This window comes from Gemmiger sp. An120, from assembly GCF_002160955.1.
Classification (GTDB): Bacteria; Bacillota; Clostridia; order Oscillospirales; family Ruminococcaceae; genus Gemmiger_A; species Gemmiger_A avium.
The window spans coordinates 47,169-59,528 of sequence record NZ_NFLN01000012.1 but is presented as its reverse complement, the minus strand read 5'-3'; the positions used below and the strand labels follow the sequence as shown (position 1 = coordinate 59,528).

Annotated in this window: 11 protein-coding genes; 2 read left to right on the top strand and 9 right to left on the bottom strand. The window is 66.0% G+C overall.

The window, feature by feature from the left end; all coding sequences use genetic code 11:
* Positions 1–7: 7 nt before the first annotated feature.
* From nagE to B5E65_RS10780, 6 genes are all read right to left on the bottom strand, one after another.
* The gene (gene nagE, locus B5E65_RS10805; RefSeq protein WP_206406304.1) at positions 8–1,453 is read right to left on the bottom strand and encodes an N-acetylglucosamine-specific PTS transporter subunit IIBC; all 1,446 of its coding nucleotides are present in this window, start codon (positions 1,451–1,453) and stop codon (positions 8–10) included.
* 288 nt (positions 1,454–1,741) lie between these two features.
* A complete protein-coding gene (locus tag B5E65_RS10800; RefSeq protein ID WP_087171780.1) occupies positions 1,742–2,002 on the bottom strand; it encodes an HPr family phosphocarrier protein in 261 nt (86 codons plus the stop codon).
* Between the two features lie 3 nt (positions 2,003–2,005).
* Positions 2,006–3,619, bottom strand: coding sequence for a phosphoenolpyruvate--protein phosphotransferase (ptsP, locus tag B5E65_RS10795; RefSeq protein WP_087171779.1), 1,614 nt, complete (start codon positions 3,617–3,619; stop codon positions 2,006–2,008).
* A 12-nt stretch (positions 3,620–3,631) separates the two neighbouring features.
* On the bottom strand, positions 3,632–4,126 hold the full coding sequence (locus B5E65_RS10790; protein WP_087171778.1) for a PTS sugar transporter subunit IIA: 495 nt from the start codon (positions 4,124–4,126) through the stop codon (positions 3,632–3,634).
* A 27-nt stretch (positions 4,127–4,153) separates the two neighbouring features.
* Complete coding sequence (locus B5E65_RS10785; protein ID WP_158098576.1) at positions 4,154–4,987, bottom strand: PRD domain-containing protein; 834 nt, start codon at positions 4,985–4,987, stop codon at positions 4,154–4,156.
* Between the two features lie 252 nt (positions 4,988–5,239).
* Positions 5,240–5,986 (bottom strand): copper homeostasis protein CutC, encoded by a 747-nt coding sequence (locus tag B5E65_RS10780; RefSeq protein ID WP_158098575.1) that lies wholly within the window; start codon positions 5,984–5,986, stop codon positions 5,240–5,242.
* A gap of 267 nt (positions 5,987–6,253) precedes the next feature.
* Here B5E65_RS10780 and B5E65_RS10775 point away from each other — a divergent pair, with 267 nt between their 5' ends.
* Both B5E65_RS10775 and B5E65_RS10770 read left to right on the top strand, forming a co-directional pair.
* Positions 6,254–8,845, top strand: coding sequence for an InlB B-repeat-containing protein (locus tag B5E65_RS10775; protein ID WP_087171775.1), 2,592 nt, complete (start codon positions 6,254–6,256; stop codon positions 8,843–8,845).
* 252 nt (positions 8,846–9,097) lie between these two features.
* Complete coding sequence (locus B5E65_RS10770) at positions 9,098–9,541, top strand: DUF2798 domain-containing protein (protein ID WP_087171774.1); 444 nt, start codon at positions 9,098–9,100, stop codon at positions 9,539–9,541.
* A gap of 51 nt (positions 9,542–9,592) precedes the next feature.
* On the opposite strand, the gene B5E65_RS10765 is transcribed toward B5E65_RS10770, so the two are convergent.
* The 3 genes from B5E65_RS10765 to B5E65_RS10755 are packed head-to-tail and all read right to left on the bottom strand — an operon-like array spanning position 9,593 to position 12,345.
* Entirely contained in the window at positions 9,593–10,102 is a 510-nt protein-coding gene (locus B5E65_RS10765) for a prepilin peptidase (RefSeq protein ID WP_087171773.1), read from the bottom strand.
* Positions 10,103–10,105: 3 nt separating this feature from the next.
* The gene (locus tag B5E65_RS10760; RefSeq protein ID WP_087171772.1) at positions 10,106–10,882 is read right to left on the bottom strand and encodes a PP2C family protein-serine/threonine phosphatase; all 777 of its coding nucleotides are present in this window, start codon (positions 10,880–10,882) and stop codon (positions 10,106–10,108) included.
* Positions 10,879–12,345: a DUF6382 domain-containing protein gene (locus B5E65_RS10755; RefSeq protein WP_087171771.1), complete on the bottom strand. Its 1,467-nt coding sequence runs from the start codon at positions 12,343–12,345 to the stop codon at positions 10,879–10,881. Before B5E65_RS10755 ends, B5E65_RS10760 begins: the two co-directional genes overlap by 4 nt.
* Positions 12,346–12,360: the final 15 nt, after the last annotated feature.

Sequence of the window (12,360 nt, the reverse complement as noted above, 5' to 3'; positions counted from 1 at the left end):
AATAGGATCAGCGGACCAGCTTCTTGAACTCGTCAGCCACGAACTGGACCTTGGGTCCGATGATGACCTGTACGCTGGTCTTGCCCGGGCGGATGACGCCCGCGGCGCCGGAGGCCTTGATCTTCTTCTCGTCCACCAGCAGGCGGTCCTTCACTTCCAGACGCAGACGGGTGATGCAGTTGTCCACGTTGGTCACGTTGGCGGCGCCGCCCACGCCTTCCAGGATGGCGGCGGCCATGGCGGCGTAGTTGTCGCTGCCCAGCTCGATCTTCATCTCGGCGTCGGCGTTGTCGTCCTCACGGCCGGGGGTCTTCAGGTTCAGGGCGGTGATGACCACGCGGAAGATCACGTAGTAGATCGCGAAGAACACCAGGCCGATGGGGATCAGCAGCCAGGGGTTCTGGGCAAAGGGCGCCTTGAAGCTCAGGAACCAGTCGATGAAACCGGCGCTGAACTGGAAGCCCGCACGGATGGGCAGGGCGGCCACGATGCCCACGGACAGGCCGGTGAGCAGGGCGTGGATCACGTACAGAACCGGGGCCAGGAACATGAAGGAGAACTCCATGGGCTCGGTAACACCGGTCAGGAAAGAACACAGGGAAACGGACAGCAGGATACCGGCGGTGATCTTCTTCTTGTTGTCCTTGGCGGTGTGGTACATGGCCAGGGCCGCGCCGGGCAGACCGAACATCATCACGGGGAAGAAACCGGCCTGGTACATACCGGTCACGCCCAGGACGCCGCCGTCCACGGTGCCCCAGAACTTGCCGATGTCGTAGATGTTGGCCACGTCAAACCAGAACACGCTGTTCAGCGCGTGGTGCATGCCGATGGGGATGAGCAGACGGTTCAGGAAGCCGTAGATACCGGCGCCCACCGCGCCCATGTTCATGATGGTTTCGCCGACGCCCACCAGGAAGCTGTAGACCACGGGCCATACAAAGTACAGGGGAACGCAGACGATCAGGGTGCAGATCACGGTCATGATGGGCACAAAGCGGCGGCCCGCAAAGAAGCCCAAAAAGTCCGGCATGTTGGTCTTATAGAACCGGTTGTAGCAGGCGGCGGCGATCAGGCCGCACAGGATGCCGATAAACTGGTTGTTGATCTTGCCGAACGCAGCCGGAACCTCGCCGGCCTCCACGCCCATGATGGACGCCACCACGGCGCTGCTGAGCATGGTCTGCACGGTCAGCCAGGAGATGATCGCCGCCAGGGCGGAGGTGCCCTCCTGGTCCTTGGACATGCCGATGGCCACGCCCAGAGCGAACAGGATGGCCATGTTGTCGATCAGGATGCCGCCCGCCTTGATGAGCAGCATCGCCAGCATGTTGTTGGCGCCCCAGCCGGCGGGGTCGATCCAGTAGCCGATGCCCATCAGCAGGCCGCCGATCGGCAGGCAGGCTACGGGCAGCATCAGGGATTTGCCCAAACGTTGGAAAAATCGCATCATAAGTATTGTCCTCCTAACACGGTTGTTGGACCGGGGCGGTGTGCCGCCGGTCGCAGCCTATCAGCAAAGGACGGCCGGCCCACGGCCGTCTCAGCTCGTAGAAAAAGGCTCTCTCTTTTCTTACCGAAAGGGGAGAGGGGGTGGGAGAGGACCATCAGGGCCCTCTCCCACTTGTGATATTCCCGCTTTTTCTGCGAACAAAGCAGAAAAAACGGGGTTTCAGACTGTCGAAAAGATTTTTTCGACAGTCTGGGACGGCCGGCCCACGGCCGTCCTTTTTTGCCACGATTACAGGTTTGCCTTGAGGAACGCCTCCATGGACGCGGCGGCGGCCCCCTCGTCGGCGCCGTCAAAGGTCAGGGTCAGTTCCATGCCCTGCTTGGCGGCCAGCTTCATCACGCCCAGGATGCGCTTGGCGTCCACGGCCGCGCCGCCGTTTGCCGCGATGGTCACGGCGCAGGCATGGGAGGCGGCCTCCTTGACCAGCAGCCCGGCGGGACGGGCATGCAGCCCCAGCGGATCGGTGATGGTGTATCGGATCTCTTTCACGGGTTATACCTCGCTTTCACAGATGATTTTTCTCAGTTCCAGCACGCGGCCGGGGGAAACGGACAGTTCGTCGTAGCCCATCTGCAGGAAGGTCTCGGTCAGGGTGGGGTCCGCGCCCAGTTCGCCGCAGATGCCCGCCCAGATGCCCGCCGCGTGGGCGTTCTCCACGATGGTGCGCAGCAGCGCCAGCACCGCGGGATGATGGGGGTCGTAGAATTCGTCCAGCCTGGCGTTCTGCCGGTCAATGGCCAGGGTGTACTGGGTCAGGTCGTTGGTGCCCACGCTGAAGAACTGCACCTCTTTGGCCAGGTCGGCGCTGATCACGGCGGCGGCCGGGGTCTCGATCATGATGCCCAGCTCCACCTGCCCCACCGGCACGCCCTCGGCGGCCAGTTCCTCCCGGATGCGGGCACAGAACGCCTTGATGCGGCGCACCTCCTGCACCGAGATGATCATGGGGAACATCACGCTTACCGGCCCAAAGGCGCTGGCCCGGTAGATCGCCCGCATCTGGGGGCGGAAGATGTCCTCCCGCGTCAGGCAGATGCGGATGCCCCGGTAGCCCAGGGCGGGGTTTTCTTCCTTGTCCAGGCCCAGGTAGTCCGCCTGTTTGTCCGCGCCGATGTCCAGCGTGCGGATCACCAGCGGGCGGCCGCCCAGCTGCTCCACCACCCGGCGGTAGCCCTCAAACAGCTCCTCCTCGGTGGGCAGGGCGTCCCGGCCCAGATACATGAATTCACTGCGCAGCAGGCCCACGCCCTCGGCGTCCCCCTCCAGCACGGCGGGCACGTCCTCCGGGCTGCCGATGTTGGCCAGCAGCTGGATGCGCCGCCCGCTGCGGGACACGGTGGGCACCCCCCGGTAGGCTTCCAGCTGCTGCCGGGCCTGGGCGGCTTCGTCCCGTTTGCCGGTCATGGCGGCCAGGGTGGCCTCGTCCGGGTCGATATAATAGCGGCCGGTGAAACCGTCCACGATCATGGTTTTGCCGTCCAGCGCCCCGTCCAGTTCCAGGGACGCCTGCACCAGCGACGGGATGTTCAGGATCCGCGCCAGCACCGCGATATGGCTGTTGGCGGAACCCTGGCGGGTCACAAAGGCCAGGATCTTCTCCCGGGGCAGCTGCACCGTCTCGCTGGGGGTCAGGTCTTCGGCCACCAGGATGCAGGGCCGGGTTATCCGGATCCCGCCGTCGCCGCCGCACAGGATGGTCACCACCCGCTCGGCCATATCCCGGATGTCCACCGCCCGGGCCTGCATATAGGGGTCGTCCAGCGCGGCAAAGGCGGCGCTGAACTCCTCCCCGGCGTCCCGGGCAGCCCGGGCCGCGCTGTCCCCGGCGGCGATGCGCTCCCGCACGCCGGTGAGAAAATCTTCGTCGTCCAGCATCATGATCTGCACGTCCAGGATCATGGCCTGTTCTTCGCCGATCTCCTGCAGGGTCTTTTCGTACAGTTCGCTCAGCTGCGTGCGGGCGGTTTCCCGGGCGGCGTCAAACAGCGCCTGCTCCGCCGCCGGATCGCCGCTGCTCGCGGGCAGCTGGCGCTGGGCGGGGCGGTACAGCTGCACCGGCCCGATGGCCACCCCCGCAAATACCGGTTTGCCGGTACCCTCGTACATGGCGATCCCTCCTTACGGTTTTACCAGGGTCAGCACCGGGGCGCCCTCCTGCACCGGGCCCTGGGCCGCGGCGGTCACCGACGCAAAATCCGCGGTGTTGCAGATCACAATGGGGGTGATGGGGTCGAACCCGGCCGCGGCGATCGCCTCCCGGTCAAACTCGATCAGCAGCTGGCCGGCGGTCACATGGTCGCCGGTCTTGGCGTGGATGGTGAAGTGCTGCCCCGCCAGGGAGACCGTCTCCAGCCCCACATGGATCAGCACCTCGGCGCCGCAGTCGGCTTTCAGGCTTACCGCGTGGCCGGTGTCAAACATCAGGTCCACGGTGGCGTCGCAAGGGGCCACCACCCGGTTCGAGGCGGGGCGGATCGCCACCCCCTTGCCCAGGATCTCCTCCCCAAAGGTGGGGTCGCTCACCTGGCTCAGCGCCACGGCCTCGCCGGCTACCGGCGCGCCCAGCGTAATGTCGTTCGATTTCTTGGCAAACAGCTTGTCGAAAATACCCATGGTCTCCTCCGCTTCTCTCACATGTGCTTATACCAGCCGGCAGGTTCGGTGCAGGCTGGCGGCCAGATAGGCCTGTTCCTCCGCGGGCAGGGAATTGCCGGTGCGGCGTTCCAGCCCCTCGATGATCTGCTGGGCGCAGTGGAATTCGTCCGGATAACACCGGCGCACCGACGCCACAAACCCCTCGTCACCCCGGGGCTGCCCGTTGCCGGAAAACGCCCGCAGCACCAGAAATTTCAGGTGCACGGTGAACTCGTCGTAAAAACCGCTGGCGGTGTCCAGATGCAGGCGGGGCCATCCTGTCAGGGTGGAGAGGATGTCGTGCAGCGTCTGGGTGATCCGCAGGGTGTCGCTGATGGAGTTTTCGTACTCGGCATTCACCAGATGCAGCGCGATGTTGGCGGCCTCGTCATCGGGGAAATGCACGTCCAGTTCCTGGGCCAGCAGCTCCAGCGCGTATTTGCCCACCGTGTACTCCCGGGGGTAAAAAGTGCGCACCTCCGCCAGCAGGGTGTTCTGGAAGGTGGTGCCGCTGCGCATCCGGTCGATGGCAAAGCAGATGTGATCGGTCAGGGTCAGGTATACGCTGGGGCTGAGCTTGCGCCCCAGGTCCCGGGTGGCCCGGTCCACGATCAGGCTGCACAGCTCGATCTGCCGGGGCGGCAGGGTAGAGAACAGATCGGTCAGGCGGCGGGCATCGTCCGGCGTCTGCATCCGGAACAGCTTTTCCACCTTTTCCTCGTCCACTTCATCCCCGGGCCGCAGCGCAAAGCCCAGCCCCCGCCCCATGGCGATCATCTCATGGCCCTTGCCGTCGCGGCAGGATACCACATTATTATTGATACATTTTATGACCTGCATGCTCTCCCGACCTCGCTGGCAGAAAAAGAAAAAGACCACACTCAAAACCATTCCAAAGGCGTGGGCCCGTGGAACCAGTTTTGAACATGGTCTTGCCTGCCGAACAGTAACAACCCAGTTTTTACAGTTTAAGGGTACCAATATGTGCACGAATTGTCAACAAATTATGAAGAAGATTTGACAATACTGGGTATATGCACAAAAACACTGTGATAGATTTGGTTGCTTTGCCGGTTGAATTTGAGCGGCAGGTCAGTCCGGCAGGGAATTCAGGACCTGTTTGGCCCGGCGTACCAGATCCGGGTCGGCGTATTCGCGGCGGTATTCGTCCGCCACCGGCAGCCCCATGGGCACACCCTCCCGCCGAAACTCCATCGGGCCGGGCACGCTGCGCTTGGCCGAAAAATGGAACTGCCGCACCCCGGCATCCGCCAGCCGCGCCAGGTTATCCGGCCCCACGCCGCTGCCCGCCAGAATGGCGATCCGCCCCGCGGCCTGCTCGGTCAGGCGGGCCAGCAGGTCGATGCCCTGCTCCGCCCGGGCCTGCTGGCCGGAGGTCAGGATGGTGTCAAAGCCCAGTTCCACCGCCTGTTCCAGCGCCTCAAAGGGGTCCCGGCAGACGTCGAACGCCCGGTGCAGGGTATGGCGGCCCCCGCCGGAGGCGGCGATGCACCGGGCCAGAAAATCGGCGTCCAGGCTGCCGTCCGGCAGCAGCGCCCCCAGCACCACCCCGCCGGCGCCCAGCGCCCGGCACTGTTCGATCTCCCAGAGGGTGGTCTCCTTTTCCGAGGGGGTGAAACAGAAATCCCCGAACCGGGGCCGGATCAGCACGTTTACCGGGATCTGCACCTGCCGCAGTACCTGCCGCACCAGCCCCAGGGACGGGGTGGTGCCGCCGATCAGCAGATGCCCGCACAGTTCCAGCCGGTCGGCCCCGCCCTCCTGGGCAGCCAGGGCGGATTCCAGCGAGTCCACGCAGATTTCCAGCAGATGTTTCATAACCGTTTTCTCCTTGTTGGGGGGCCAAGGCCCCGGTGTGTGGCGGTCGGTTTTCTTCAGTATACCATACTTGCGGATCAGGGGCGAACAGTCCATGGACAAGGTTTAAAAATATTGTACAAGATTAAAGAAATGTGAAAAATTTTACCTTTTGCAATAAATGGCGGTCGCGGCGCGTAAAAACTGCGGTGCGCCTGTGCAGCCCGGGCGCCTATCCGTCCGGGCTGTTTTGCATCATTGACCCTGCAAGGAAAGGAGAAACTACCCATGAGAAACCTGTACAAAACCCTCTGTGCGGTGCTGGCGGCGGCGCTGCTGGCGCTGACCCTGCTGCCGGCGGGCGTGCTGGCGGCAGGCGCAGACCTGGAGATCAGCGCGCAGAACTTCCCCGACGCGAATTTCCGCGCCTGGCTGACAAATCCTGCCAACCTGAACGGCGCGGGGGCGGACGGTAGCCTGTCCGCCGAAGAACTGGCGGCGGTGACCAAACTGGACCTGTCCGGCCAGAACATTGCCGATCTGACCGGCATTGAGCATTTTACCGCGCTGGAATCGCTGAATGTGAGCAACAACCGGCTGATGACGCTGGATATGCGGGCCAATACCCGGCTGCGGTATCTGTACTGCGCCACCAACTTCCTCACGTCGCTGGATGTGACCCGCTGCGCTGAACTCATCGACCTGAACTGCGAGCGCAACCAGCTGACCACGCTGGACCTGTCCGGCAACCCGAAGCTGCAGCAGCTGTACTGCCGGCACAACTTCCTGTCGGCGCTGGACGTGAGCCACAACCTGGAGCTGGTGTTTATTGAGACCTTTGACAACCAGCTGACCCAATTTGACGCCTCGATGCTGAAAAAGCTGCGGTTTTTGCACATCGACTACAACCGGCTGACCGAGCTGGATATGAGCCACAACCCTGTGCTGGAGGGCAACGGCTTTGTGGCGGCCAACAACTCGCTGAACCGCCTGACCCTGCCCAATATCCCGGACTTTCCGGTGGAGGCGGAGGTGTTTCTTGAGCAGAACCCCCGCACCGGCTACGACCGTACCGAATGGTACTACGACCAGGGCTACACCCGACCCATTGGCGAGAAAGACGTGATCATGGCCACCGGCCAGACCGTCTATGCCCGGTGGGTGCCCAACCCCTATACCGTGTACTACCGGGCCAACGGCGGCACGGGCAGCATGGCCGATCAGGCGGTGGTCTATGACCAGGAGTTTGCCCTGACCCCCAACGCCTTCAGCCGTACCGGCTACACCTTTGACACCTGGCACACCTACGCCGACGGCATCGGCGGCGCCAGCTACACCAACGGCCAGACGGTGCGCAACCTGGCGGGCGGGAACGGCAGCCGGGATGCGGTGTACCTGTACGCCCAGTGGAAGGCCAACGCCTATACCATTCAGTACAACGGCAACGGCGGCAGCGGCGATACCCAGGCCACCGCCGCGGTGTACGATACGCCGGCAAATCTGGCGGAAAACGGCTTTTCCAACAGCGAAGGGGTGTTCCTGGGCTGGGCCCGGGACCCGCAGGCCAAGCAGCCGGAGTTCTTTGCCGGGCAGCCGGTGAAGAACCTGACCGCCGACCCGAACGGCACCGTGACCCTGTACGCGGTGTGGATGTCCAACGCGGAGATCCAGCAGGGCTACAAGGAGCAGGTGGCCGCGCTGCAGGCCCGGTATACCGAGGCGGACTACTATACCGAGGACTGGGCGGCCCTGACCGGGGCGGCGGACACCGCCCGCAGCGCGATCGAAGGGGCGGGCAGTGTGCAGGAGACCATGCAGCAGGCGCTGAACACCGCCGCGCTGGCTATGGCGGACGTGCCCACCCGCACCGACCGGGCCCGGCAGACAGCCGACGCCTGGGAAAAGGAACACAGCGCGATTCTGGCCCGGCTGGACAGCTTTGTGCCGCTGGCCCAGCGCACCGAATCTGCCGCCCAGGCCACCGCTGCGGTGAACGGGGCGGAAGCAAGCGCCCTGGAGGACAAGACCGGCCTGACCAATCCGCAGGACAAGAGCGCCGCCGCGGCGGCTGCCCGCGCTCTGGTGGCCGACCGGCTGGACCGGCTGGACGAAATGCAGCAGGCCCTGGCCTGGATGAACGGCGCGGCGGACTGGTGCGGCAAGCCGATGGCGGAGATCAAATCCGCCGATGCGGCCGCGCTGAACAGCCTGGAACAGCAGCTGACCGGCCTGGATGCCGGTGTCCGGTTCTACTGCGACCCGGACGCCGCCCAGGCGCTGACCACCCGCGCGGCGCTGGCCCGGGAAAAGGCGGAGGCAGTGCAGCAGCTGAACGCGGTGTACAACGAACTGACTGGCTGGCAGTACACCCCGGAAAACGCGGCGCTGCTGGCCCAGAAAAAGCAGAGCGCGCTGGATGAGATCGAAGCGGCCGACAGCACCGGCCTGCCCGCCGCCCTGTTTACCGCCGGCAAGGCCGCGCTGGAGCAGGTGGACCCCATCCCCAAGACCGTTACCGTGACCAGCTGGCCCGCCGCTTCGCTGGTGCGGGGACAGGCGCTGAGCCAGGCTTCCCTGAACGGCGGCAAGGCCGACGTGCCCGGCCGGTTCGTCTGGAAAGAGCCGGATACACGGCCCCAGGCGGGCGGCAGCTATCCGGTGGTGTTTGTGCCGGCGGACAGCCGCCGCTACACCAGCGTGGAGGGCCAGGCGGCCCTGACGGTGAACGAGCCGGCCCCCGCCCCCACCGCCGAAGCCCCGGCCCAGAGCGGCCCGGAGAGCGGTTCCGGCATGGGCCCGGTATGGCTGCTGGCAGGCGGCGCGGCGGCGCTGCTGGTGCTGGCCGCGGTGCTGGTGCTGCGTGCCCGGCGGGGGGAATAACCCGGCCTGCCGGATGATAAAAAAGAAACAATCTTCCATGTAACAGCCCGGGCGCATTCGGTGTGCGCCCGGGCTGTCGTTTTGGGGAAAATGCGCGGCTTTATAGGAGAAAAAGTTCAGAATAACGCACAATTACGAAGCGTGTCGTTTCTGTGCTATACTGGCATACGCACCGGGCCGGGACGGGCCCTGCACAGAAAAGGAGAGAATTGTCTATACCGCAGAATAAGAGAGAGCCTGATCTGTACCGTGATGATGTGCTTTGTGATGGTGCTCTGGATGAGCATTTACAATGTGTCGCTGCAGCAGGGGGGCTTTGGCCTGGATGCGGTGGCCGCGGGCTGGCTGGGTTTCCCCCTTGCGTATGTGTTTGCCATGTGCTGCGACTGGTTTGTGGCCTCCAAGGTGGCCAAGTATGTGGCGTTCCGCTGGCTGGTCAAACCCCGGGACAGCGCCCTGAAAAAGGTGCTGTGCATCTCGGTGGGGATGGTGGTGCAGATGGTGCTGGTGATGTCCCTGTACGGGGCCTGCGAGGGGGCGTTCCACACCGGCAACTGGGCCGCTGTACCCATGAACTGGCTGATCAACATTCCCCGAAACTTCCTCATGGCGCTGCCGCTGCAGCTGATCCTGGCCGGGCCGGTGGTGCGCCGGGTGTTCCGCAGCGCCTTCCCGGAAGGCAAGGTTCTGGCCTGAAAAACTCCATACAAAAAACGCCTGTCCGGCCGGACAGGCGTTTTTGCGTTTTCAGAACAGCGGCACCAGCAGGCTCAGGGCGGTGCCCAGGGCGATGGACAAGGCGAACGGGAACTCCCGCTCGGTACCGGGGGCGGGCTCGTAGGGGGAGAAGCTGCGGGTGAACAGCAGCAGCTTCAGATACCGGCCCACCCGGGCCAGCCGGGCGGTCAGCTGCCCTTTCACCAGCAGCAGCACCAGCCCCAGCGCCGCGCCCACCACCAGCGACCAGGCCGCGCAGCCCACAAGGCCACGCCAGCCCAGCGCCAGGCCCAGCGCCATGAACAGCTTGGCGTCCCCGGCGCGGAACAGGTGCAGCAGCCAGCCGCCCATGCCCAGCAGGGTGCCGGCGGCAAAGCCTGCCAGCGCCCACAGGGGGCGGCCCTGGGCCAGCGCCAGCACCAGCGCCGCCGCCGCCAGGGTCAGGTTCAGTTTGTTGGGGATGCGGCCCCGGGTCTGGTCCAGCCAGACGGCCGCGGCCAGCGCCAGGATCAGCACCGCGTATCGCAGACAGGGGATCATGGGTTACCTCCGGGCAGGGAATGGGCGCACCAGCAGGGCGGTCAGGTTGTCCGCCGCTTCGCCCCGCAGCGCACCGGCCAGCAGGCCGTCCAGCACCGTCTGGGCGGGGCGGGTCAGGTCGCAGGACGCCAGGGCGGCCTCGGCCTCCTGGTAAAAGCCGTCGGAACACAGCAGCAGGGCGCTGCCGGGGCCAAGCTGCCCCCGGGCCAGATCCAGCTCGTAGGACGGGCGCACCCCCAGCGTGCTGGTGAGCATATGCCGCATGGGATGCACCGCCGCCTGGGCGGGGGTCAGGCGGCCCTGGGCGATCTCATGGGCGCACCAGGTGTGGTCCCGGGTCAGGGGCCGGGGCGCGCCCGCGCCCAGCAGATAGGCCCGGCTGTCCCCCACGTGCAGCAGCCGGTAGTCCGCCCCGTACACAAAGGCCAGCACCAGGGTGGTGCCGCCGGGCTCCCCCTTGTCGGTGACGGCCTGGCGCACGGCGGTGTTGATCCGCTCGATGGCCACCGCCAGGCTGTTTTCCAGCCCGGGCCAGTCCGGGCCGCCGGCGCTCAGCAGGGCAGGCAGCTCGGTGTTCCACCAACTGTCCAGCAGGGCCACGGCGCAGCCGCTGGCCTCTTCGCCACGGGCCATGCCGCCCATGCCGTCGGCCACCGCCAGCAGCAGAAAATCCTGCCCGTCCACCGCGCCGCGGCGCAGCAGCAGGTTGTCCTGGTTTACGGTGCGGCAGTTGCCGGGATGGGTCACATAGCCGGTATCGTACCGGACGATCCTGTTCATTCCGCCTTCACCAGCAGCACCACGCTGCCCAGCCGCAGCTCACAGGACGCGGGCAGCGGAACCGGGGTATAGGGCGGGATGATCTGCCCGTCCAGATAGGTGTAGTTGCTGGAATTTTCATCCTGCACATAGAACATGCCGTTCTGATGCAGCAGGCTCAGATGCTTTTTGGATACGGTGGGGGCGTCCAGCAGCATATCGCACTCGTACCGGCCCACCGTAAAGGGGAACCGGTCCACCCGCACGGCCTGGCCCGCGCCGGTCAGGGTCAGCGCGGGCGCGCCCGCGGCCTGGGCCCCCATCAGCACGGTGGCGCCGCCGCCGGGTTTGGTCTGCTGCAGCAGGGTGGTGCCCTGCCAGGCGGCGGGCTGGGGCTGCACCGGCTGTGCCGCCGGGGCCGGGGCAGGGGGCACCGGCGCGGCCGGCGGGATACGGTCCTGGCCGCCCATGTGCCGCTCCTTGTTCATCTCCACCACCGGGGTTTTGGCGGGCTTTTCCTTGTGGCCGAACAGGCCGCCAAGGCCGCCTTTTTTCTTTTCCGGGGCCGCCGGCTGGGCCGGGGCGGGCGCGCCGGGCACCGCGAAGGGCTTGCCCGCGCCGCCCGGTACCGCAAAGGCCGGGGCCGCTTTTTCCTCCTTGGGCTTTGGGGCCGGGGCGGCCATGCCGGGCACGGCAAAGCCCGGGATCACCGGCGCGGGGGCCGGTTTCTCCGCCTTTTCCTTATGGCCGAACAGCCCGCCCAGGGCGTTCTTTTTCTTGTCCGGGGTTTCCGGCACGGGGGCCGGGGCCGCCGGCTGGGGCGCAGGGGTCACCGGAGGCACGGGGGCCGGGTCGGGCCGGGGCTGGGCGGTGACCGGGGCGGCCTGCCAGGCGGGGGCGGCCGGCTGGGCCGGGGTCTGCCCGGCGGACAGCGCCCGTACCTTGTCCAGCAGGCCGGGCACCGAGAAGTCCGGCCGAATCAGGCAGGCGGCCAGCTCGTTCAGGCGGGGGCCGGTGCGCCCGGCGCTGGTGCAGCTGCCCAGCAGCCGGATCAGGTAATCCCGCAGCAGCGCGTCCCCGTCGGCGGGGTCATCCTCCATGGGGGCCAGGGGCAGGTACACCGCCAGGGTGCTGTCGGCGTAGGTGTAGTCCTCCTCCAGCAGGCACTGGGTGGTGCGCAGGAAGTATTCCGGCAGGCCCGCCAGGCCCTCCAGCAGGTTGCGCACCAGCCGCAGAACCCCGTCCTCGGACAGGCTCATCTCGGCGGCCAGGTCGGCCAGCCGCTTCTTGCCGGTGATGTCGTAGCACAGGCGCACCCCGCCGTCCACCATCTGCCGGTGCAGCGGCAGCAGGCCCGGGATACGGCACCGCTCGGCCATTTCCAGGCAGAAGCCCACCGTGCGGGCCCCGGGTTCCAGCTCGGCCACCAGATAGGTGTGGGGCTGCACCACCATGTACTCGATCTTGCGGATGTTGGCTTTCATGGGGATCTCCTCCGT